The sequence below is a fragment of the Pseudomonas karstica genome, from assembly GCF_009707515.1.
GTDB lineage: Bacteria > Pseudomonadota > Gammaproteobacteria > Pseudomonadales > Pseudomonadaceae > Aquipseudomonas > Aquipseudomonas karstica.
The window spans coordinates 126,267-149,731 of sequence record NZ_WLYI01000008.1; the positions used below are offsets into that span (position 1 = coordinate 126,267).

General features: G+C 60.0%; 21 protein-coding genes. 12 read left to right on the top strand and 9 right to left on the bottom strand.

What is annotated here, in order from left to right; genetic code table 11:
* Positions 1–9 precede the first annotated feature (9 nt).
* The 5 genes from etfA to GIR22_RS08190 all read right to left on the bottom strand — a co-directional run bounded on the left by etfA (position 10) and on the right by GIR22_RS08190 (position 7,015).
* A complete protein-coding gene (gene etfA / locus GIR22_RS08170) occupies positions 10–1,230 on the bottom strand; it encodes an electron transfer flavoprotein subunit alpha (protein WP_154742840.1) in 1,221 nt (406 codons plus the stop codon).
* Positions 1,230–3,173, bottom strand: a complete 1,944-nt coding sequence (gene dgcB, locus GIR22_RS08175) for a dimethylglycine demethylation protein DgcB (protein WP_154742841.1) — start codon at positions 3,171–3,173, stop codon at positions 1,230–1,232. Before dgcB ends, etfA begins: the two co-directional genes overlap by 1 nt.
* A gap of 150 nt (positions 3,174–3,323) precedes the next feature.
* Entirely contained in the window at positions 3,324–5,384 is a 2,061-nt protein-coding gene (gene dgcA, locus GIR22_RS08180; protein ID WP_154742842.1) for a dimethylglycine demethylation protein DgcA, read from the bottom strand.
* 15 nt (positions 5,385–5,399) lie between these two features.
* On the bottom strand, positions 5,400–5,930 hold the full coding sequence (locus GIR22_RS08185) for a 4-vinyl reductase (protein WP_154742843.1): 531 nt from the start codon (positions 5,928–5,930) through the stop codon (positions 5,400–5,402).
* Positions 5,931–6,037: 107 nt separating this feature from the next.
* Complete coding sequence (locus GIR22_RS08190) at positions 6,038–7,015, bottom strand: dipeptidase (RefSeq protein WP_154742844.1); 978 nt, start codon at positions 7,013–7,015, stop codon at positions 6,038–6,040.
* Between the two features lie 221 nt (positions 7,016–7,236).
* Here GIR22_RS08190 and GIR22_RS08195 point away from each other — a divergent pair, with 221 nt between their 5' ends.
* The 3 genes from GIR22_RS08195 (at position 7,237) to GIR22_RS08205 (ending at position 9,361) form a co-directional block, all read left to right on the top strand.
* Positions 7,237–7,638, top strand: a complete 402-nt coding sequence (locus GIR22_RS08195) for a lysozyme inhibitor LprI family protein (RefSeq protein WP_154742845.1) — start codon at positions 7,237–7,239, stop codon at positions 7,636–7,638.
* Between the two features lie 110 nt (positions 7,639–7,748).
* The gene (locus GIR22_RS08200; RefSeq protein ID WP_154742846.1) at positions 7,749–8,900 is read left to right on the top strand and encodes an MFS transporter; all 1,152 of its coding nucleotides are present in this window, start codon (positions 7,749–7,751) and stop codon (positions 8,898–8,900) included.
* Positions 8,901–8,944: 44 nt separating this feature from the next.
* Positions 8,945–9,361, top strand: coding sequence for a DUF3010 family protein (locus GIR22_RS08205; protein ID WP_154742847.1), 417 nt, complete (start codon positions 8,945–8,947; stop codon positions 9,359–9,361).
* On the opposite strand, the gene GIR22_RS08210 is transcribed toward GIR22_RS08205, so the two are convergent.
* Together GIR22_RS08210 and GIR22_RS08215 are read right to left on the bottom strand one after the other, a co-directional pair.
* A complete protein-coding gene (locus tag GIR22_RS08210) occupies positions 9,362–10,534 on the bottom strand; it encodes an AAA family ATPase (RefSeq protein ID WP_154742848.1) in 1,173 nt (390 codons plus the stop codon).
* A 68-nt stretch (positions 10,535–10,602) separates the two neighbouring features.
* On the bottom strand, positions 10,603–11,547 hold the full coding sequence (locus GIR22_RS08215) for a GlxA family transcriptional regulator (protein ID WP_154742849.1): 945 nt from the start codon (positions 11,545–11,547) through the stop codon (positions 10,603–10,605).
* A 193-nt stretch (positions 11,548–11,740) separates the two neighbouring features.
* Between GIR22_RS08215 and GIR22_RS08220 the strand changes: the two genes are divergently transcribed.
* The 6 genes from GIR22_RS08220 (at position 11,741) to GIR22_RS08245 (ending at position 16,991) form a co-directional block, all read left to right on the top strand.
* Positions 11,741–12,685: a choline ABC transporter substrate-binding protein gene (locus GIR22_RS08220; RefSeq protein ID WP_154742850.1), complete on the top strand. Its 945-nt coding sequence runs from the start codon at positions 11,741–11,743 to the stop codon at positions 12,683–12,685.
* A 74-nt stretch (positions 12,686–12,759) separates the two neighbouring features.
* Entirely contained in the window at positions 12,760–13,647 is an 888-nt protein-coding gene (cdhC, locus tag GIR22_RS08225; RefSeq protein ID WP_154742851.1) for a 3-dehydrocarnitine:acetyl-CoA trimethylamine transferase CdhC, read from the top strand.
* Positions 13,648–13,778: 131 nt separating this feature from the next.
* On the top strand, positions 13,779–14,744 hold the full coding sequence (locus GIR22_RS08230) for an L-carnitine dehydrogenase (protein WP_154742852.1): 966 nt from the start codon (positions 13,779–13,781) through the stop codon (positions 14,742–14,744).
* Between the two features lie 66 nt (positions 14,745–14,810).
* A complete protein-coding gene (locus GIR22_RS08235) occupies positions 14,811–15,287 on the top strand; it encodes a thioesterase family protein (RefSeq protein WP_154742853.1) in 477 nt (158 codons plus the stop codon).
* A 9-nt stretch (positions 15,288–15,296) separates the two neighbouring features.
* Complete coding sequence (locus GIR22_RS08240) at positions 15,297–16,454, top strand: gamma-butyrobetaine dioxygenase (RefSeq protein ID WP_154742854.1); 1,158 nt, start codon at positions 15,297–15,299, stop codon at positions 16,452–16,454.
* A 273-nt stretch (positions 16,455–16,727) separates the two neighbouring features.
* Positions 16,728–16,991, top strand: coding sequence for a hypothetical protein (locus GIR22_RS08245; protein WP_154742855.1), 264 nt, complete (start codon positions 16,728–16,730; stop codon positions 16,989–16,991).
* A gap of 58 nt (positions 16,992–17,049) precedes the next feature.
* Here the strand turns inward: GIR22_RS08245 and gbdR are convergent, their stop codons facing one another.
* Both gbdR and GIR22_RS08255 read right to left on the bottom strand, forming a co-directional pair.
* Positions 17,050–18,141, bottom strand: coding sequence for a choline metabolism transcriptional regulator GbdR (gene gbdR, locus GIR22_RS08250; protein WP_154742856.1), 1,092 nt, complete (start codon positions 18,139–18,141; stop codon positions 17,050–17,052).
* Between the two features lie 442 nt (positions 18,142–18,583).
* Positions 18,584–19,960, bottom strand: coding sequence for an L-serine ammonia-lyase (locus GIR22_RS08255; protein WP_154742857.1), 1,377 nt, complete (start codon positions 19,958–19,960; stop codon positions 18,584–18,586).
* A gap of 436 nt (positions 19,961–20,396) precedes the next feature.
* Here GIR22_RS08255 and GIR22_RS08260 point away from each other — a divergent pair, with 436 nt between their 5' ends.
* The 3 genes from GIR22_RS08260 (at position 20,397) to choV (ending at position 23,454) form a co-directional block, all read left to right on the top strand.
* Complete coding sequence (locus GIR22_RS08260) at positions 20,397–21,344, top strand: choline ABC transporter substrate-binding protein (RefSeq protein ID WP_154742858.1); 948 nt, start codon at positions 20,397–20,399, stop codon at positions 21,342–21,344.
* Between the two features lie 89 nt (positions 21,345–21,433).
* Entirely contained in the window at positions 21,434–22,279 is an 846-nt protein-coding gene (gene choW, locus GIR22_RS08265) for a choline ABC transporter permease subunit (RefSeq protein WP_154742859.1), read from the top strand.
* The gene (gene choV / locus GIR22_RS08270) at positions 22,276–23,454 is read left to right on the top strand and encodes a choline ABC transporter ATP-binding protein (RefSeq protein ID WP_154742860.1); all 1,179 of its coding nucleotides are present in this window, start codon (positions 22,276–22,278) and stop codon (positions 23,452–23,454) included. The genes choW and choV overlap by 4 nt, the downstream gene beginning before the upstream one ends.
* Positions 23,455–23,465: the final 11 nt, after the last annotated feature.

A 23,465-nucleotide genomic window follows, 5' to 3' on the forward strand; every position in this document is an offset into this window, starting at 1 on the left:
TTCCTTTGCTTACGCCACATCGCGCCTGGCGCCGTTGCGGTAAGCCTCCACCGCATCGATCAAGGCTTGCAGAATAGCGGCGCTGTCACCGATTACCGACAAGTCGGCACGCTTGATCATGTCGCAACCCGGGTCCAGATTGATCGCCACCACCTTGTCACAGGCACCAATGCCTTGCAGGTGCTGGATCGCCCCGGAGATCCCCACCGCCACATACACCCGGGCGGTGACCCAGATGCCGCTGGCGCCAACCTGGCGATCCCGGGCCATGAAGCCATCGTCCACCGCCACCCGCGACGCGCCTTCGGTGGCGCCCAGAGCGACAGCGGCATGATGGAACAGCGTCCAATCCTTGACCCCGTTGCCGCCAGAGACAATAAACTCGGCCTCGGCCATGGGAATCGCCGCGGGGTCCACCGCCACGGCGCCAAGGTCTTCGATACGCGGCAGGCTGCGGGCCAGGGCTGTGGATAACTCCACGGGCAAGACTTCATGCCGGGTGTCGCTGACCGGATCGGCACATTCCGCCGCCGCCAGAACCATTCGCGGCAATGACCTGGCCAGGTCTTGCTGACCCGCACCGGCACGGCCGATGCATTGCTGGTCCTTGATCTGCCAGACCCGCGTCGCCGGCCGCTCCTTGAGACTGGCAGCAAAACGCCGGCCCAACTCGCCACCACCATTGCGGCTGTCCGGCAGCAGCCAGTGGCGCGGGTTGAACTGGTTATCCACAGCCCGCAGGCCCTGGACACGTTGTTCCGGTGAATAACCGTCGAATTCGTGGCCTTCCAGCACCAACAGCCGATCCACACCGGCTGTGGCAAAGGCGTTTTCCTTGTGCTCACCGAACACCACCGCCAACACCGCGCCGTCGGCACCCGCCAACTGCCGGGCCAGGCCCAGCAAGTCGCGGTCGTGACTGCTCAAGCGACCACCGACCATGTCCGGCACCACGTTGATGTAGAACGCCGGCGCCGCAACCTGATGCAACGGCAATTGCACTTCCACGGCGGCTGAACGCTTGGCCGCACCGCCCTGCTGGGCGCCGCTGCGATCAATACGCTTGATGCCGTTGGGGCCAATGAACCCCACACCGTGGACGTTCTTGCGGATGACGCCATTGGGCCCCATCCAGCTGTGTTGTACCGGCTGCATGGCCGCATGCAACGGGTGCAGGCGGTTACGCGCGATCCATTCGGCACGTGGGTCACGACGGATAATATCGCTCATCAGTGCACCTCCGCAGGTTCACGCAGGGTCGGTGTCTTGGCGGGTGCCGCGTCTTCCAGCAACGCATCGGCCACCAGTTCAGCGATGTCCTTGATCAATGGACGAGGCTCCACTACCCCTTCAAGCATCGCCGTGCACTGTGGACAACCCACGGCCACCAGTTCGGCGCCGGTTTCGCGGATGTCCTCCATGCGCATATCGGGAATCCGCTGCTTGCCGGGAATATCGGTAATCGGCGCGCCGCCACCACCACCGCAACAGCGGGAACGGAACCCCGAGCGCTGCATTTCCTTGACCTCGATCCCCAGCGCCCGCAGTACTTGGCGCGGCGCTTCATATTCGCCGTTATAGCGGCCCAGATAACACGGGTCGTGATAGGTCACGCTGCTGCCTTTGTGCTGGCCCAGGTTCAGCGCCCCTTCGCCAATCAGCTCGGCCATGTAGGTGCTGTGGTGCTGGACCTGGTAGTGGCCGCTGAAGGCGCCGTATTCGTTTTTCAACACATGGAAGCTGTGGGGGTCGCAAGTAACGATGCGCTTGAAGCTGTACTTGGCCAGGGTCTGGATATTGCGTGCGGCCAACAACTGGAAGGTCGCTTCATCACCCAGGCGTCGTGCCACGTCGCCGCTGTCGCGCTCTTCAAGGCCGAGCACCGCGAAGTCGACGTTGGCTGCCTTCAGCACTTTGACGAAGGCGCGCAGGGTGCGCTGGTTGCGCATGTCGAAGGCACCGTCGCCGACCCAGAACAGCACGTCGGTGGTTTTTGTGTCGCTGAGCAGTGGCAGGTTCAAATCCGCTGCCCAGTTCATCCGCCCGCCCGGTGCAAAGCCGCCGGGGTTGTCGGTGGCGATCAGGTTTTCCAGGACTTCGGCGCCCTTGTTCGGCGTCGCGCCTTTTTCCAGAGTGAGGTGGCGGCGCATGTCGACGATGGCGTCCACGTGCTCAATCATCATCGGGCACTCTTCCACGCAGGCGCGACAGGTGGTGCAGGACCACAGGGTGTCGGCGTCCACCAGGCCATTGACGATCGGTTGATGAGGGTTGCCGCTGTGTTCACCCACCGGTTTTCCTGGATACGGGCTGCCGGCGAACTTGGCATCGGTGCCACCGGCCAGGCCGACCACCATGTCCTGGATGAGTTTTTTCGGGTTCAACGGTTGGCCGGCGGCGAACGCCGGGCACGCAGCTTCGCATTTACCGCACTGCACGCAGGCGTCAAAGCCCAGCAGTTGGTTCCAGGTGAAGTCCTTGGGTTTCCCCACGCCCAAGGGTGAGGTTTTATCAGCCAGGTCGAGGGGTTTCAAACCCGTGGAGCGGCCACCGCCAAAACGTTCGGCACGGCGGTGCCAAGCCAAGTGAAGGGCGCCGGCGAAGGCGTGTTTCATCGGGCCGCCCCAGGTCATGCCGAAGAACATCTCCGACACGCCCCACAACACGCCCAGTGCCAAGGCAGCGGCCAGCAACCAGCCGCCGAAGTCCGCTGGCAAAATTCCGGCCACAGGCAACGTCACCAGGAAAAAGCTCACCGAAAACGCCATCAGGCTTTTCGGCAGGCGCATCCATGGGCCTTTCGACAGGCGTGAAGGGGGATTGCGGCGGCGCAAATAAACGAAAGTAGCGCCGACAAACATCAGCACCGAAGCCAGCAGCAAGGCATAGCCGAGGAGGCGATTGTGCAGGCCGAAGCCATGCACCAGCACCGCCAGCAGCGCCGACAGCACAAAGCCCAGGGCGGTAGCGACGTGGGTGTTGGCAATGTATTTGTCGCGGGCCACCACATGGTGCAGGTCAACCATGTAGCGCTTGGGCATGGCCAGCAGGCCGCCAAGCAAGTCGACCTTGGAAGCCCGGCCACGGCGCCACATGTTCATCCGCCGCAGCGCGCCGAGGACGGCAAGGCCCAGGGCGGCGAACAACAGGATGGGAAGAAGGGTGTTCAGCATGGTGAAGCTCCCAAAGACCTCGGGGTCAATGATCGTTCCCACGCTCTGCGTGGGAATGCATCCTGTGACGCTCTGCGTCACGACCTTAAGAACGGACGCAGAGCGCCCAGGGCGGCGTTCCCACGCAGAGCGTGGGAACGATCAGGTAGCTTAAAAATCCTTGCACAGGCGCAGGGCGTCATAGATCGCGGCGTGGGTATTACGCTGGGCCACACAGTCACCAATGCGGAACAGCAAGTACCCCTCGCCAACCTCGCTCAAGCACGGTTGCGGCTTGATCGCAAACAAGGCTTCGACGTCGATCTGGCCCTTGTTGCGCGAGCCCGGCTTGAGTGCGTAGTAGATCTCTTCGTCCGGGCGCACGCCGTTTTCCACGACCACTTGGTCCACCACCCGCTCCTCCTGGGCCCCGGTGTATTCGTTCTCCAGCACCGCCACCAGCTTGTCGCCCTCGCGGTAAACCTTTTCCAGCATCATGTCGCCGGTCATGATCACTTCCTTGGGGTACATGCTGCGGTAGTAGGTTGGGAACGATGTACCGCCAACCGCCACGCCCGGCTTGATGTCGTCGGTGACGATTTCGACCTGGCAGCCTTTGTCCGCGAGGAAGTCGGCCACCGACATACCGGTGAACTCACAAATGGTGTCGTAGACCAGCACGTTCTTGCCCGGTGCCACTTTGCCGTCGAGCACATCCCAACTGCTCACCACCAGGCCTTCGGCAGCGCCCCAGTGTTCGTTTTGCTCGATGAACGGATGCCCGCCGACAGCCAGCACCACCACGTCCGGGCGCACGTCCAGGATGACCGCGGCGTCAGCCGCCACGCCCAGGCGCACGTCGACTTTCAAGCGCGCCAGCTCCAGTTGGTACCAGCGAGTGATGCCGGCGATCTGGTCGCGCTGCGGGGCCTTGGAAGCCGTGGTGATCTGCCCGCCGATAAATTCTTTTTTCTCGAACAGGATCACCTCGTGCCCGCGCTCAGCGGCAACACGCGCGGCTTCCATTCCCGCCGGGCCGGCACCGACCACCACCACCTTGCGCTTGGGCCCGGTAGACTTTTCGATGATGTGCGGCACGCCCATGTATTCACGGGAGGTGGCGGCGTTCTGGATGCACAACACATCCAGGCCCTGGTACTGGCGGTCGATGCAGTAGTTGGCGCCCACGCATTGTTTGATCTGGTCGATTTGCCCCATCTTGATCTTGGCGATCAGGTGCGGGTCGGCGATGTGGGCGCGGGTCATGCCGACCATGTCCACATAGCCACCTTCCAGGATACGCGTGGCCTGGTTCGGGTCCTTGATGTTCTGTGCGTGCAGCACCGGGACCTTGACCACTTCCTTGATACCGGCGGCCAGGTGCAGGAACGGCTCCGGTGGGTAACTCATGTTCGGGATGACGTTGGCCAGGGTGTTGTGGGTATCGCAACCCGAACCCACCACGCCGATGAAATCCAGCATGCCGGTGTCGTCGTAGTACTTGGCGATCTGTTTCATGTCCTCGTGGGACAGGCCGTCCGGGTGGAACTCGTCGCCGCACAGGCGCATGCCCACACAGAAGTCTTCACCCACCTCGGCGCGCACGGCTTTGAGCACTTCGAGGCCGAATTTCATGCGGCCTTCGAAGCTGCCGCCCCATTCGTCGGTGCGTTTGTTGACCCGAGGGCTCCAGAATTGGTCGATCATGTGCTGGTGCACGGCGGACAGTTCGACACCGTCCAGGCCACCAGCCTTGGCACGCTTGGCGGCGCTGGCGTAATTGCCGATCACCCGCCAGATTTCTTCCGGTTCGATGGTCTTGCACGTGGCGCGGTGCACCGGCTCACGCACGCCGGACGGCGACATCAGGGTTGGCCAGTTAAAGCCGTCCCAGCGTGAGCGGCGGCCCATGTGGGTAATCTGGATCATGATCTTGGCGCCATGCTTGTGCATGGCGTCGGCCAGGTTCTGGAAGTGCGGGATGATGCGGTCGGTGGACAGGTTCACCGAGCTCCACCATTCCTGCGGGCTGTCGATGGCCACCACTGAGGAGCCGCCACAGATCGCCAGGCCGATGCCGCCCTTGGCTTTCTCTTCGTAATATTTCACATAGCGGTCGGTAGTCATGCCGCCGTCGGTGGCATACACCTCGGCGTGGGCGGTACTGAGCACGCGGTTGCGGATGGTCAGTTTGCCGATCTGGATCGGCTGGAACATTGCTTCAAAAGCCATGGCGCGGTCCTCGACTTACAACGGCTTGACGATGAACAGACCGTCGTCGTGGCCTTCTTCGGAACCGCCATACACCTGCTCGGCCACGGTGCGAATCCGGCTGGCGCGCGATTGCAAAATCTGGTCCATCGCACCGGCAAACCAGCCAGTGAACATGTAGTCGACCTTGCGCCCGACCTTGCCGTACACGTAGACGAATGCCGAGTGTTCCAGCTTGACGCTGGCGGTGCCTTTATCCAGGTCGATGTCCTGGATCTTGAACAGGCCCCAGCCACGCTGCGACAAGCGCTTCATATAGTGCTCAAACACCGCGACGCCTTCCAGGCCATGGCACTCGGCTTCTTTTTCACACCAGTGCCAGGCGGATTTGTAGCCGGCCTTGTAGAGGATTTCGGCGTACGCGTCAGCACCCAGGACTTCTTCGATACCCATGTGGTTGTTGACGAAAAAATGCCGCGGCACGTACAGCATAGGCAGGGCATCGGAGGTCCAGACACCGGTTTCGCTGTCGACTTCGATAGGCAATTGCGGGGCGATCTTGGCCATGGGGTAAAGCTCCAGAATTCAGTATGTGGTGTAGCCGAGGTACGCGGCTGCGATGCGTGTTCGCAGGACTGCAGCCTCGGCAGCGGCTACACGGTTAGTTATTGGTGTTATTCGCCCCAGACGTCCTTGAGGACGTTGACCCAGTTCTCGCCCATGATCTTGCGCACCACCTGCTCGGAATGGCCGCGCTTGAGCAGGGTCTCGGTGAGGTTGGGAAACTCGCCCACGGTACGGATGCCCAGCGGGTTGATGATCTTGCCGAAGCTGGTGAGGCGACGGGCGTAGCCCTTGTCATGGGTCAGCATTTCGAAGAAATCCTGGCCGTGACCCTGTGTGAAGTCGGTACCAATGCCGATGGCGTCTTCGCCAACGATATTCATGGTGTACTCGATGGCTTCGGCGTAGTCGTCGACGGTGGAATCGATGCCCTTGGCCAGGAACGGCGCAAACATGGTCACACCGACAAAACCACCATGGTCGGCAATGAACTTGAGTTCTTCATCGGACTTGTTGCGTGGGTGTTCCTTGAGGCCCGACGGCAGGCAGTGGGAGTAACACACCGGCTTTTTCGACTCGAGGATGACTTCTTCGCTGGTCTTGGAGCCGACATGGGACAGGTCGCACATGATGCCGACACGGTTCATTTCACCGACAATCTCCCGGCCAAAGCCCGACAGCCCGCCGTCGCGCTCGTAGCAACCGGTGCCCACCAGGTTCTGGGTGTTGTAGCACATCTGCACCACACCGACGCCGAGCTGCTTGAAGATCTCGACGTAGCCGAGTTGGTCCTCAAAAGCATGGGCATTCTGGAAGCCAAAGATGATCCCGGTCTTGCCCTGTTCTTTGGCGAGGCGGATGTCGGCAGTGGTTTTCACCGGGATGACCAGGTCGCTGTTCTCGCGGATCAGGGTCTGGCTGGCGACGATGTTGTTGATGGTTGCCTGGAAACCTTCCCAGACCGACACCGTGCAGTTGGCAGCGGTCAGCCCACCCTTGCGCATGTCTTCAAACAGCTCGCGGTTCCACTTGGCAATGATCAGCCCGTCGATAACGATGCTGTCGGCGTGTAATTGCGCTGGGCTCATCAGGCGTCCCCTTATTTGGCGATTCATGCGCCGAATCGTCTGCCGGCGCTTTGGAGCCAGCATATGCCCAGGGGCTGACAGAGCCGGGTGCAAAAACGACAGGGGAATTGCCGAAAGCGTCAACCCGCGACAAAGGCCAACATGACATCTCTGACCGGTATCTGTTCTTTGTCCTACGCTTGAGCCAGAATTTGACCCAAAACCTGATATGAGACGGCGCAATGAAATCGATTTTCCTGGCTTTGGCACTCATCACAACCGGCGTACACGCGGCAGAAGACCCCGACCACACACCGTGCGATGGCATCGAAAACGACCAGCAAACCCTGGAATGCGCCACCTATAACAAAGCCACCGCCGAGCAACTGCTCAAGGACAACTACCAGAGCCTGCTCGAGCGCATGGATAACACCTATGCCAGCGCACAACTGGCGGACATTACCGCTCGTCTGAAGGATGCCCAGCAGAAGTGGGAGAAGTTGCGCGATGCTGATTGCGCCGTGGATACCTTCCCGGCGGTGAACGGCACCAAGGCATATGCGATTGCGCAGAATGATTGCCTGGCTCGGATGAGTGATGAGCGGTCGGAGTTTCTGGAGTCGATTGGGCAGAGTGATGACTGAGGATGTGCACGACAACGTACGTCTTATTTACTGACACCGCTGTTTGTTGACTTGCCAGTCAACCCGTTCCTTCGCCATGATCACCGTCCATTTCTCATGTGCGGCGCCCCATGAACCCACGCATCTACCTGCTCGCCCTCGCCGCCTTCGTGGCTGGCATCGATGAAAACCTGGTGGGTGGGATCTTGCCGTTATTGTCCAGGGAACTGGGCGTTACCCTGAGCGCCGCCGGGCAGTTGACGACTGTGTTTTCCCTGACCTTTGCCCTGTGCGCGGCGCCGCTGCTGTCGATGACGTCGCGCCTTGAACGGCGCACGTTGCTGATTGCGGCCTTGCTGACTTTTGCGCTGGGCAACCTGGGGTCCGGGTTGGCGGTGAATTACTGGATGCTGCTGGTCTGCCGGATCATCAGTGCTGGCAGCTGTGCATTGGTCGTCGTGCTGGCGTCAACCTTGTCGGCATCGCTGGTGGAGGCGCCGCTACGCGGGCGGGCGATCGGCATTGTGTTCATGGGCATCAGTGGTTCGTTGGTGCTGGGGATTCCGCTGGGCATCGCCGTGAGTGAATCGCTGAGCTGGCGGGCGCCGTTTATGTTGCTAGCCCTGTTGGCATTGGTCATTGCCGGGCTGTTGCGCCTGAACCTGCCGACCTTCGCCAGCCGCCCGAGTACGTCGCTGCGAGATTACTGTCGCCAGTTGGTGATTCCCAAGCTGTTGTTGGCGCAACTGGTGTCGGTGCTGCTGCTGACCGGGCATTTCGTGCTGTTCGCCTACCTGGCGCCTTACGTGCAACAGACCATGGGCATCCACGGTATCTCGCTGAGCTATCTCTACGTATTCTTCGGCATTGCCGCGATCAGCGGTGGCTACTGCGGCGGCTGGCTGTCGGATCGATTGGGGTTCAAGCAAGCGTTGGTGTTGATTCCGGCGCTGTTCAGCCTGGTCATGGCGCTGCTGCCCTGGGCAACGGGCTCATTGGTGAGTTTCCTGGCCCTGTATGCATTGTGGATGGCCTTGAGCTGGACCATCTCCCCCGTGGTGCAGAATTACTTGTTGCACACCGCACCCGAATCCGGTGAGGCCAACGTCGGGATCAATACTTCGGCAATGCACCTGGGGGTAGCCTTGGGCGCCGCGCTCGGTGGCATGGTCATAGCCAAGGGCAGCCTGGAAATCACCCCGCTGGTGGGCGCACTGGTGACTGCATTGGCCCTGGCGGCGGCGTGCCTGAGCTTGATGGCCGGGGCGCGTCGCAAGCCTTGAGCCTGATACCATTCGCCACCTCTCTACCTTTCCAAGGCGACCCCATGAATATCTGCGGCATCGAAATCAAAGGCAGCGAAGCCATCATCGCCGTCGCCTCACTCAAGGGTCAGGCACTGAGCCATGTTGCCCTGGCCACCAAGAAAATCGCCCTCGAAGACGATGATGAAGCGGCCAACGTCAAAGCCTTCGCCGCGTTGGTGAATGCATTTGTGCGGGACAACACCATCACCCACATCGCCATCAAGAAACGCAGCAAGAAAGGTGAATTCGCCGGTGGCCCGACCACGTTCAAGATCGAAGGCATGTTTCAGTTACTGGAAGGTTGCGAGGTGACATTGCTGTCGCCGCAGACCATCAATGCGCAGAACAAAAAACACGACTTCGCCCTGCCGGCGACGCTGAACAAGTATCAGCATGAAGCCTTCAAGGCGGCGTGTTCGGCGCTGATGAAGAAGTAACTAGCCCGTTTTACGAGCGTTGAGCCAGTCCCCGAAAGACTTGTCTTCCAAGGCATAAGCTCCCCGGCTCGACTTCCATACCAGTTCCTTGTCGCGCAGGGCATCGATGCAGGCCTGGATGGTCTGGGTGCCTGGCACCACGTCGCTGCCCATGGCCTCCAGTGCCTTGCCGACCGCTGTGATCGTGCTGTCGGTAAACGGTGCAAAAGGCTCGTTGTTTTGCGAGCGCTCAACCATCACTGCCAATACCGCGCGCTGGGGCACCGTCAGGGCATTCCAGGCGCTTTCGAATTCGGTCCACACACCCGCCCGCAGGAATTCGGCGCGGTTGTGCAGCAGTTGGCTCAGGTTGCTCGCCTCTCCCAGGTCCAACGCCACTTCGCCAATGATGGTGCGCAGCATCTCCGGGCGACGGCCGACCAGCTCAAAAGCTTCATCAATGTCTACGGCGTTGAACTGATTGGTCTCGGCCAGTTGGGCATTGAGGTGTGCGGTGTAGGCCTGGGTGAATTCTTTGCCCAAGAGTGGAAACGGGGTAATGCTGGAGCCGAAAAACGGCTGGCTTTTACCGAGCACCAGGTGCGCCAGCTTGTCGCGATTGGAGCCGGTAAATACCAGGCGCAAACCGCTGCCCTCGCCTTCACGGCCCTGGTTGAGCTGATCCCGGGCGGCCTTGAGGGCGAACATTGCGTTGATGCCTGACTCGGTGGTCAAGGCGTGCTGTGCTTCGTCAATCACCAGCACAACTGTTTTGCCGGCGGCGCTGTGCAGCAATTCCAGTGCTTGGGTCAGGGTCGCCCCGGCGGGCAACTGAGGCTTGGTGAAATCCCAGGACAAGGTGCGCAGGAAGCTGAGTTTTTCGATGCCGATGGTCTTGGCCAGTTTACGAATACCCGTCTCGAAGGGCACCAAAGCAGCTGCGATGGCCCCGGAGATCAAGTCTGCTGGGTCTTTTTCCTTGTCGGCCCACAGGTCGACATACACCGTCAGCCAACCCCTGGCTTGGCATTCAGGGATCAAGTCTTCGCGCAAAAAGGTACTTTTCCCCGTGCGCCGTGGCGCCGCCAGGAACAGGCCGGAGGTAAAGTCCTGGATCCCTGCACCCACCAGGCCATCGGCAATGCTGCGGGCCAGAGCGGGCCGACGAAACACAAAACCGTTGGGTTTTGACATGGCTTTATACCGAATTATGGAGAGAACTATAAATTATAGTCATTAGTATAATTAACTATAATTGCCAGTCAAACAACCTCCCGTCGCCGATCCTCCCGCGGACTCTTGGCAAACCGTGCCCGATAACTGCGGGTGAAATACGACGGTGACTCAAAACCGCAGGCAATGCTCACTTCCAATACGCTCATATCGGTCTGGCGCAGCAACTGTCGGGCCTTTTCCAGGCGCAGGCCGAGGTAGAAATTGCTCGGTGTGTCGTTCAGGTGCAGACGAAACAGCCTCTCCAACTGCCGCCGCGTCACCTTGATTGCCGCCGCCAGCACCAACGTACTCAGGGGTGGTTCGGTGTGCAGCTCCATTTCACCAATCACTTGCACCAGCTTCTTGTTGTTGATGCCGTAGCGCGTGGCGATCTGCATGCGCTGGTGATCCTTGTGCGGGCGAATACGACCGAGCACGAACTGTTCGGAGACCTGGATTGCGAGCGTAGGACCATGGGCCTGGCTGATCAGGTCGAGCATCAAGTCGATGGAAGCAGTGCCGCCGGCGCAAGTGATGCGCCGACGGTCAATTTCGAATAGCTCCTGGGTCACTGTCAGCTGTGGATAGGACTCCTTGAAGGCATCGAGGGCTTCCCAGTGCAGGGTCAGGCGGTGATCATCGAGCAGGCCCGCTTCGGCAAGGACGAAGCTGCCGGTGTCGATGGCGCCGAGAGTCACGCCGTCGAGGTCGAGACGACGCAGCCAATGCTCCAGTGCCGGCGTGACGCATTTCAGCGGCTCGAAACCGGCCACCACCAGCAAGGTCGCGCCTTTTTTCAGCGGTTCCAGCGCCGCGTCGGCATTGACCGACATGCCATTGCTTGCCAGTACGGCGCCGCCATCGGCACTCAATACATGCCAGCGGTACAGCTCACCGCGAAAACGATTGGCCACGCGCAGTGGCTCGATGGCGGAGATAAAGCCGATAGCGGAAAAACCCGGCATCAGCAGAAAGTAGAAATCCTGGGACATGGTGCGCACTCGTGGGACGGGTAGCGTGGCCACTGTGATACGCCAGTTCAATCGGTCATTCAAGAGCACAGGTCGCTGCAGTGCAAAAGCGGGTCGCCGCCGTGCGCTTTGTACAACCACAAGCTGCGTAACTTGGCTGCACGGCGCACAAAGACGCCGGAACCCACAATAACCACCTGCCGAGGAATTCACCATGAACCGACTGATCAACCGTTGCGTGCTTGCGCTCAGCGCCAGCGCCATCTTTAGCACCAGCGTAATGGCAGCCGACGCAGCTTCGTGCCAGAAGGTGCGCATGGGCGTGGTGAACTGGACCGACGTGATCGCCACCAGCGCCATGACTCAAGTGTTGCTCGACGGCCTCGGCTACAAGACCAAACAAACCAGCGCCTCCCAGCAAATCATCTTCGCCGGGATCCGCGACCAGCGCCTGGACCTGTTCCTCGGTTATTGGAACCCGCTGATGACCCAGACCATCACGCCCTTTGTCGACGCCGGGCAGGTCAAGGTTCTCGACACGCCCAGCCTCAAGGACGCGCGCGCTACCCTGGCGGTACCGACTTACCTGGCGGACAAGGGCCTGAAGACCTTCGCGGACATCGCCAAGTTCGAAAAAGAGCTGGGCGGCAAGATCTACGGCATAGAACCCGGCTCCGGCGCCAATACCCAGATCAAGGCAATGATCACCAAGAACCAGTTTGGCCTCGGAAAATTCCAATTGGTCGAATCCAGCGAGGCCGGCATGCTCGCGGCGGTGGATCGTGCCGTACGGCGCAAGGAAGCCGTGGTGTTCTTCGGTTGGGCACCGCACCCGATGAACGTCAACGTCGCGATGACCTACCTCACCGGCAGTGAAGAGGCCCTGGGCCCGAATGAAGGCATGGCCACGGTCTGGACCGTCACCGCGCCAACCTATGCAAAACAATGCCCGAACATTCATAAATTGCTGACCAACCTGACGTTCACCGCCGCCGACGAGAGCCGGATGATGCAGCCGTTGCTGGATCACAAGGACGCTTTTGAATCCGCCAGGCAATGGCTCAAGGACCACCCGCAAGACCAGCAGCGCTGGCTGGAAGGCGTGACCACCTTTGACGGCAAACCCGCAGCGGCCAATCTGCAATTGACCAGCAAATAACATTTTTTCAAGCACCGCTTCGCAGTCGTCTTTGGCTGCGAACGGCACCACCACGCCTGTAAGGAACCTGCCCCATGAACCACGACGTCATCATCACCTGCGCACTCACCGGTGCTGGCGACACGAGCGCCAGAAGCCCCCACGTGCCGGTCACCCCGAAACAAATCGCCGCCGCTGCGGTGGAAGCCGCCAAGGCTGGCGCCACCGTGGTTCACTGCCATGTGCGTGACCCCCAAACCGGCAAGTTCAGCCGTGACGTGGCGCTGTATCGCGAGGTGATGGAGCGCATCCGCGAGGCCGACATCGACATCATCGTCAACCTTACCGCCGGCATGGGTGGCGACCTGGAGATCGGCGGCGGCGAGAACCCCATGGAGTTCGGTCCCAACACCGACCTGGTCGGCCCGCTGACCCGCCTGGCCCACGTTGAAGAACTGCTGCCGGAAATCTGCACCCTGGACTGCGGCACCCTGAACTTCGGCGATGGCGACACCATTTACGTCTCCACCCCGGCCCAACTGCGCGCTGGCGCCAAACGTATTCAAGAGCTGGGGGTTAAAGCCGAGCTGGAAATTTTCGACACCGGACACCTGTGGTTCGCCAAGCAGATGATCAAGGAAGGCTTGCTCGACAACCCGCTGTTCCAGCTGTGCCTGGGCATCCCGTGGGGCGCGCCGGCCGACACCACCACCATGAAAGCCATGGTCGACAACCTGCCGGCGGACGCCGTGTGGGCCGGCTTCGGCATTGGCCGCATGCAGATGCCGATGGCGGCCCAAGCCGTACTGCTGGGCGGCAACGTACGGGTTGGCCTGGAAGACAACCTGTGGCTGGACAAGGGCGTGCTGGCGACCAATGGGCAACTGGTGGAACGCGCCAGCGAGATCCTCAGCCGCCTGGGCGCGCGGGTCATGACCCCGGCCGAAGGCCGCGTGAAAATGGGCCTGACCAAGCGCGGCTGATCTATCACACCCCTCTGTAGGAGCGAGCTTGCTCGCGAAAAAGGTACATCCGGCACCGCACTGCGCCTGGAATACCTTCGCGAGCAAGCTCGCGCCTACAGAGGCTCATCACATTTTTCGAGACCATCACCATGAAATTTATCACCGAAATCAAAACCTTCGCCGCCCTGGGCAGTGGTGTCATCGGCAGCGGCTGGGTGTCCCGCGCCCTCGCCCACGGCCTCGATGTAGTGGCCTGGGACCCGGCGCCCGGGGCTGAAGCGGCTTTGCGCAAGCGTGTCGCCAACGCCTGGGGCGCCCTGGAAAAACAAGGCCTGGCACCGGGTGCGTCCCAGGACCGCCTACGTTTTGTCGCCACCATCGAAGAATGCGTAAAAGATGCCGACTTCATCCAGGAGAGCGCCCCGGAACGCCTGGAACTGAAACTGGAACTGCACAGTAAGATCAGCGCCGCAGCCAAGCCCAATGCGTTGATCGGCTCCAGCACGTCGGGGCTATTGCCCAGCGAATTCTATGAAAGCGCGTCCCACCCGGAACGCTGTGTAGTCGGTCACCCGTTCAACCCGGTTTACCTGCTGCCACTCGTAGAGGTGGTCGGCGGCAAGAACACGGCGCCCGAGGCGATCCAGGCAGCGATCAAGGTCTATGAATCACTGGGCATGCGCCCCCTGCATGTGCGCAAGGAAGTTCCCGGCTTTATTGCCGACCGTCTGCTGGAAGCGCTGTGGCGTGAAGCGCTGCACTTGGTCAACGATGGCGTGGCAACCACCGGCGAGATCGACGATGCGATCCGCTTTGGCGCTGGTTTGCGCTGGTCGTTCATGGGCACATTCCTGACCTACACCCTGGCGGGCGGCGATGCCGGGATGCGGCATTTCATGGCGCAGTTCGGGCCGGCGCTGCAGTTGCCATGGACCTACCTGCCGGCGCCGGAACTGACCGACAAGCTGATCGATGATGTGGTGGACGGGACCAGTGCACAGTTGGGTAGCCACAGCATTTCGGCCCTGGAGCGCTATCGTGATGATTGTTTGCTGGCAGTGCTGGAGGCGGTGAAGACCATCAAGGAAAAGCACGGGATGACCTTTGCCGAGTGATTGATCGTGCCCGCGCAGAGCGTGGGAGCGTTCATTAAACGATCATCAACCTGCGGAACCCCAACCATGCCCGCTCTCACCACTTACACCACCAAGATCATCCCCGAATGGGTCGACTACAACGGCCATCTGCGCGACGCGTTCTACCTGCTGGTCTTCAGCTATGCCACCGATGCGCTGATGGACACCCTGGGTCTTACCAGCGACAACCGCGAAGCCAGCGGCCACTCGTTGTTCACCCTGGAACTGCACCTGAACTATCTGCATGAGGTGAAGCTGGGTGCCGAGGTTGAAGTCCACACCCAACTCATCGCTCACGACCGCAAACGCCTGCACCTCTATCACAGCCTGCACCTGGTAGGCGAAGCGCGAGAGCTGGCCGGCAATGAGCAAATGCTGCTGCATGTGGATCTCGCCGGACCGCATTCGGCGCCATTCAGTGAAGCCGTGCTGGGCAGGCTGGCAGCCATCAGCGCCGAACAAGCCGACCTGCCGAAACCTGCGCTCCTCGGCCGAGTGATTGGACTGCCACCCTCAAAATAAGGAATCGTCATGAACACCGCCGCCGTTGCCGACTTCCGTACTTACCCATTGATCAGCGCGCTGGCCAGCGTCGAGTTATTACCCGACCAGTTGCGGGTGCAATGGGCTGATGGCCGGGCCAGTCCGTTTCATCATCAGTGGTTGCGGGACAATTGCCCGTGCCCGCTCTGCGTTTATAACGTGACCCGTGAGCAGGTGCTGGAAATCGTCGATGTCGACGAAGACCTCACCGCCCTCAGTGTGCATATCGATCAGGGCTGCCTGTGCGTGGAGTGGCATGGCGGCCACAGTAGCCGGTTCGATCCCGGCTGGTTGCGGGCCCATGCCTACGACGATGAATCCCGCGCCGAGCGCCGGGACGCCAAGGCAAAACCCAAGCTGTGGGACAGCCGTTTTGAGCTGCCGGTATTTGACTACGCCGCCTTGATGGAAGACCCCAACACATTGTTGCAATGGTTATTGGCCCTGCGCGACAGCGGCCTGACGCAGGTAAGTGGCGTGCCCACCGAACCCGGCTCCCTGGCACTGATCGCCAAGCGCATTTCGTTCATCCGCGAAAGCAATTTCGGTGTGCTGTTCAACGTGCAATCCAAGGCCGATGCCGACAGTAACGCCTACACCGCGTTCAACCTGCCCCTGCACAGCGACCTGCCGACCCGCGAGTTGCAACCGGGCTTGCAATTCTTGCACTGCCTGGTCAACGACGCCGACGGCGGTGAGAGTATCTTTGTCGACGGTTTTGCCATTGCCCACGCTCTGCGCGACGAGAATCCCGAAGCGTTTCGTGTGCTGTGCGAGATCCCCGTTGAGTTTCGCAACAAGGACCGCCACAGCGACTATCGCCGCCTGGCGCCGATCATTGCCTTGGACGCCTTGGGTGAGGTGGCGGAGATTCGCATGGCCAACTTTCTGCGTGGTCCGTTTGAGGCATCGGTGGAACAAATGCCATTGCTGTACCACGCTTACCGGCGCTTTATTGCAATGACACGGGAAGACCGGTTTCGCTTGGTCAAGCGACTGAACCCCGGCGAACTGTGGTGCTTTGACAACCGCCGCACGTTGCATGCGCGCCATGCTTTCGACCCTGCCTCTGGAGCGCGGCACTTCCAGGGCTGCTACATCGACCGGGATGAGTTGTTGTCGCGCATTCTGGTGTTACAGCGATAACCCCTTCGCACCTGGCAGGCAGGCAAAAAAAGCCCCGATCAAGCCGTGACAGGATCGGGGCAGAGTGCTTTGTGTGAGCTGCGCATCCCGAGGGTGACCAAACCTTCAAGCTGCTTGCTTGAACACAGTGTGCCCACTCCCGACCCTGGCGAGTTAGCCGAAAACGACCTGCTCATAGGTGTCACGACCATTCACGCATTCAGTCCTTGCCGACAGAGCGATGGCCTACCAGAATCGAGTCCAGCCCCCGCCTCCCTAACAAGGATAAATGTCATGATGCACGCGGATTTGATTGATCAGGATGACCTGCTTGGCCAACTGCGGTCGTTGGGTTTCGAAGTGTCCAGCGGCGCCACCGCCGAGCAGGCTTGCGAATGTGCGGTGCGTGGCTTGAGTGAAGCGCGGGCCAAAGCGCTTAAGGGTATGGTTGAGCAGATGTACTCCAGCAGTGCAACAATTTTGCCAACGGTGCGGCAGGCGATCGACAAGCAATTGTTGCCGGCACTGGCGCAGTTCAAACAGAACTCCGGGGCCTGATAATCGACCGCGGATTGTTCCCACCCGCAGTGGGAACAATCAATCCAGGCGACTCGGTTTAGAGCCGTACGCTGGCGAAAGTCGACTCGTTGCGTGCCTGGCTCAACGCCGACAACGGCGACAGCACCAGCGCCGGAGGAGTCGCCATCAGCATCACTTGCTGGGTGGTGTTGGAGCCTACGCGCTCGTCCCGTGGCGGAATGCCGAAATATTCGCGGTAGCACTTGGAGAAGTGCGGTGTGGAGACAAAACCACACACCGACGCCACTTCGATGATCGACATCGGCGTTTGCTTGAGCAACTGCCGCGCCCGGATCAGGCGCAGCTTGAGGTAATAGCGCGACGGCGAACAATGCAGGTATTTCTGGAACAAACGCTCCAATTGACGCCGGGAAACCGCGACATACACCGCCAACTCATCAAGGTCGATGGGTTCTTCCAGGTTGGCCTCCATCAACGCAACGATTTCCTGCAACTTCGGCTGGTTGGTGCCAAGCATGTGCTTGAGCGGCACGCGCTGATGATCCTGCTCATTGCGGATGCGTTCGTAGACAAACATTTCGGAAATTGCCGCCGACAATTCACGGCCGTGCTCGCGGCTGATCAGGTGCAACATCATGTCCAACGGCGCCGTGCCGCCGGAGCTGGTGAAGCGGTTGCGATCGAGGGTGAACAGGCGTGTGCTCATGACCACTCGAGGAAAGGCTTCCTGCATCGACGCCAGGCATTCCCAGTGCACGCTGCAATCAAAACCGTCCAGCAGACCCGCACAAGCCAATGCCCAACTGCCGGTACATACCGCGCCGAGACGGCGGGACTGGCGCGCCTGGCCTTGCAGCCATGACACATGCTCACGGGTGACGGTGCGCTGGATACCCACGCCGCCGCAGACAATCACAACGTCCAGGGCCGGGGCTTTGTGCATGCAAGCATCGGGAGTGATTTGCAGGCCGTCGCTGGCCCACACCTGGTTTCCGTCAACACTCAACGTCGTCCAGCGATACAGCTCGCGACCGGACAGCTGGTTGGCCATGCGCAGTGGCTCGACTGCGGAAGCCAGGGAAATCAGCGTGAAATTGTCCAGCAGCAAAAAGCCAATGGATTGAGGTGCACGGTTCTGGGGTTGAGTCCCGGCGTTGAACGACGTCATCGTGGTATCTCCTCACACAAAGCAGGTGATGGCCTCAGACGAGGCTCTTGTTATTGCGCTCCTCTCTTGAAGAGGGAGGCTTGGAATTGATAGAGCAAATGCCATGCCTAAAGTTGAATGCGCATTCAATAACTCCTGAAAACGACCTCATGACACGTCTACATAAGCCCGCGCCCGGAGTGCGGGATATGCCCCAAAAAGGCAGGTGGAGAAGCAGCCTCAAAGCGTGTGAGCAGTTCGGTAGCACTTGTGGGAAGAAGGAGAAACGAGATGGGAAGAGTCTGTCACCACAAGCACGATGACAGGCGGTTATGAGGGCTGATCGTTCGCAAGCTACTTATCTAATTACGACGCGCCAAAAGGTGGCGCGATGGGATCCGGATGCTCACTTAATGCGCAACATTTGATCGTTCCCACGGATGGGAACGATCATCGCGGCCGGTCAACACTCAACCGCACTCACCGCCAACCCACCCCGCGACGTCTCCTTGTATTTGTCATGCATGTCCGCACCGGTATCGCGCATGGTCCGGATCACCCGGTCCAGCGAGATAAAATGCTGGCCATCGCCACGCAACGCCATCTGCGCCGCATTGATCGCTTTCACCGCGGCGATCGCATTGCGCTCGATGCACGGCACCTGTACCAGTCCACCCACAGGGTCGCACGTCAGGCCAAGGTTATGCTCCAAACCAATCTCCGCCGCATTGCACAGCTGTTCCGGCGTAGCACCGAGAATCTCCGCCAGCCCCGCTGCTGCCATGGCGCAGGCCGAGCCCACCTCACCCTGGCAACCCACTTCGGCGCCGGAAATCGAAGCGTTCTTTTTACACAGGATTCCTACTGCCGCCGCGCCAAGGAAATAGTCGATAACGTTGGCTTCAGTCACTATCTCGCTGAACTTCATAAAGTAGTGCAGCACCGCCGGAATGATCCCCGCCGCCCCATTGGTCGGCGCCGTCACCATCCGCCCGCCAGCGGCGTTTTCTTCGTTCACCGCCAGGGCGAACAGGTTGACCCATTCCATCGCGCTCAAGGTCGAGCCGATCACATTGGGTTTGTTCAGCTCCTGCAAGCTGCGGTGCAATCTGGCCGCCCGGCGCCGTACATTGAGGCCACCCGGAAGAATGCCTTCGTGCTTGAGGCCCTGCTCGACACAGTCCTGCATGGCACGCCAGAGCGTCATCAGGGCGCTGCGGATTTCTTCTTCCGAGCGCCAGGCTTTTTCATTGGCAAGCATCAGTTCGGCCACCCGCAGGTTATGGGTGCGGCACAAGCCCAGCAGTTCGGCTGCGCTGGAGAACTCGTAAGGCAGTTCGGTGCGATCCATATCCGCCACACCGCTGCTGGCCTGGGCTTGATCCACTACAAAACCACCGCCCACTGAATAGTAGGTGTCACGATGCAATTCACCGTTATCACCGAACACCATCAGGGTCATGGCGTTGGGGTGGAATGGCAGGTTTTCATCGACCAACAGCATGTCCCGCGCCCAGACGAACGACACAGGCAACCGCCCATCCAGAAGTAAGGTATTGGTCTCGCGCAGACGCTCAATGCGCAGGCCGATTTGCGACGGGTCAATTGCATCCGGCCATTCACCCATCAGGCCCATGATCGTCGCATTGTCACTGCCATGACCGATGCCGGTGGCAGATAACGAACCGAAAAGTTGAACTTCCACGCGCCGTACCTGTTCCAACAAACCTCGTTCACGCAGTCCTTGAACGAACAACGCCGCGGCGCGCATGGGGCCGACGGTGTGAGAACTGGATGGGCCAATGCCGATCTTGAACAAGTCGAAAACGCTGATAGCCATTACCGTGAAACTCCTCGATGAGCACATGCCAGGCGTAATAAACGTTTGGTAACGTAGCTGCTACGCTCAAGTCGCAACCCGCTCAGATGGCGGCATCATCAAGCTTTTGTTGCCGAGCACGACGTCTCACACCGACGTACCCATGCTCACCAGCGCCGCACGTGTGCTATCACCCTCAGGGCCGTTTTTTGCAGTGCAGATCGGCAGAAGGTGCAGTTTTTGCTTTGAAAAAAGCTGTAAGCGACGTCAGCGACACTGGATACGACCATCCCTGTACTGGATACGACGCCCCCTGTAGGCGTCAGATTTTCGCTGGTACATGATCAGTCTCGACTCGCTTGCAAGGCACCAGGGCTTGGGTGTGTCGCATGCCCCAACCGCAACACCTATAAAGCGCGGTGAAACGCCGCCAGAAAAACATCAGGAGTCCAAACCCATGAAAGGTTCCCACCCGTTGTTGTTGGCCGCCATGTTGAGTCTCCCCCTAGGGGTTCAAGCCGCAGAGCCGGAACAATGCAAAACCGTCAACTTCTCCGATGTCGGTTGGACCGACATCACCGTCACTACAGCGACCACCAGCGAAGTTCTCAAGGGCCTCGGCTATAAGACCCGCACCACGATGATTTCCGTTCCGGTGACCTACAAGTCCCTGGCCGACGGCAAGAACATGGACGTTTTCCTTGGCAACTGGATGCCGACCATGGAAAACGACATCAAGCAGTACCGTGATGCCGGCACCGTGGAAACCGTACGGGCCAACCTGGAGAACGCCAAATACACCCTGGCGGTTCCCGAGGCGCTGTACAACAAAGGCTTGAAAGACTTCGCCGACATCACCAAATTCAAGAAGGAACTGGGCGGCAAGATTTACGGCATCGAACCCGGTAACGACGGCAACCGCACCATCCAGAGCCTGATCGACAAGAACGCCTTCGGCTTGAAAGAGGCTGGTTTCAAGATCGTGGAGTCCAGCGAAGCCGGCATGCTGTCCCAGGTTGAACGCGCTCAGCGCCGCGACACCGCCGTAGTGTTCCTGGGCTGGGAACCGCACCCGATGAACACCCGCTTCAAGATGAAGTACCTGACCGGGGGTGATGACTCCTTCGGCCCCAACTACGGCCAGGCCACTATCTATACCAACACCCGCAAGGGCTACACCCAGGAATGCAGCAACGTCGGCCAACTGCTGAAAAACCTGGTGTTCACCCTGGACATGGAAAGCACCCTGATGGGGAATGTCCTGGACGACAAGATAAAACCCGATGTCGCGGCCAAGGCTTGGCTGAAGAACAACCCGCAAGTGCTCGCCACCTGGCTGGCCGGTGTCACCACCGTTGATGGCAAACCAGGACTTGAGGCCGTAACAGCCTATCTCGCCCAGTAGGCGAGTACCGCTGAAAAAAACAACCGCTGATCCTGGGTCGGTACGCCGGCCAAGGATGTTTTCCCCTTCGCATGTGGACACTCACTACCATGCTGATTGAACAAAAAATCCCATTAGGCCAGTACACCGCTGCCTTCGTTGATTGGTTGACGCAACACGGCGCCAACTACTTCGACGCAATCGCATCGACACTGGAAACGATGATCCACGGCGTGACTTTTGCGCTGACCTGGTTCAACCCACTGGCATTGATCGGTCTGATTGCGCTGCTGGCTCACTTTATTCAACGTAAATGGGGGCTGACTGTTTTCGTCATCGCCTCCTTCCTGCTGATCCTCAACCTGGGTTACTGGCAGGAAACCATGGAGACCCTGGCGCAGGTGCTGTTCGCCACCCTGGTCTGCGTGGTCATCGGTGTGCCGCTGGGCATTGTTGCCGCGCACAAACCGTTGTTCTACACCCTGATGCGGCCGGTACTCGATCTGATGCAGACCGTACCGACCTTCGTCTACCTCATCCCTACCCTGACCCTCTTCGGGCTGGGTGTGGTGCCAGGCCTGATTTCCACGGTGGTGTTCGCGATTGCCGCGCCGATCCGCCTGACCTACCTGGGTATCCGCGATGTACCGCAAGAGTTGATGGACGCCGGTAAAGCCTTTGGCTGCTCGCGCCGTCAGTTGCTCTCGCGCATTGAACTGCCCCACGCCATGCCGAGCATTGCCGCCGGCATAACCCAATGCATCATGCTGTCGTTGTCGATGGTGGTGATTGCCGCCCTGGTGGGCGCCGACGGCCTCGGCAAGCCGGTGGTCAACGCACTGAACACGGCCGACATCGCCCTGGGCTTCGAGGCAGGCCTGGCGATCGTATTGCTGGCGATCATGCTTGACCGTATCTGCAAACAACCTGAAGCCAAAGTAGGAGGTGACGCATGAGCATCATTCGCTTCGATCAGGTCGATGTGATTTTCTCCAAGGATCCGCGCGAAGCCCTCAAGCTGCTGGACCAGGGCATGAGCCGCAACGAAATCCTGAAAAAGACCGGGCAGATTGTCGGTGTCGAAAAGGCCAGCCTGGACATCGAGAAAGGCGAGATCTGCGTACTGATGGGTCTTTCCGGCTCTGGCAAGTCGAGCCTGCTGCGGTGCATCAACGGCCTGAACACCGTCAGTCGTGGCCAGCTGTTTGTCGAGCATGAAGGCCGGCAAATCGACATTGCGTCCTGCACCCCGGCCGAGCTGAAAATGATGCGCACCAAGCGCATCGCCATGGTCTTTCAGAAATTCGCCCTGATGCCCTGGCTGACAGTGCGCGAAAACATCAGCTTTGGCCTGGAAATGCAGGGCCGGCCGGAGAAAGAACGGCGCAAGCTGGTGGATGAAAAACTTGAGCTGGTGGGCCTGACCCAGTGGCGCAACAAGAAGCCCGACGAGCTTTCCGGTGGCATGCAACAACGTGTTGGCCTGGCTCGCGCCCTGGCGATGGACGCCGATATTCTGCTGATGGACGAACCCTTCTCCGCTCTCGACCCACTGATCCGCCAGGGCCTGCAGGACGAACTGCTGGAGCTGCAACGCAAGCTGAACAAGACCATTGTGTTCGTCAGCCATGACCTGGACGAAGCACTCAAACTGGGCAGCCGTATCGCAATCATGAAAGACGGCAAGATCGTCCAGTACAGCGTGCCGGAAGAGATCGTGCTGAACCCGGCGGACGACTATGTGCGCACCTTCGTCGCCCATACCAACCCGCTGAACGTGTTATGCGGCCGCAGCCTGATGCGCACCCTGGATGACTGCAAACGCATCAACGGTTCGGTGTGCCTGGACCCAGGTGACGACTCGTGGATCGACCTGGCCGAAGGCAACATCATCAAGGGCGCGCGGCAAAATGGCGCCGCACTGAACCTGCAGAACTGGGCGCCTGGGCAGGCGGTCGAGGAACTGGCCCGGGTGCCGACGCTGGTGGACTCCAATATCGGCATGCGCGATGCGTTGCAGATCCGCTACCACACCGGGAATAAGCTGGTGTTGCACGATAACAACACGGTGGTGGGAATACTCGGGGATAGCGAGTTGTATCACGCGTTGCTGGGTAAGAATCTCGGCTAGTAGCTTGAACG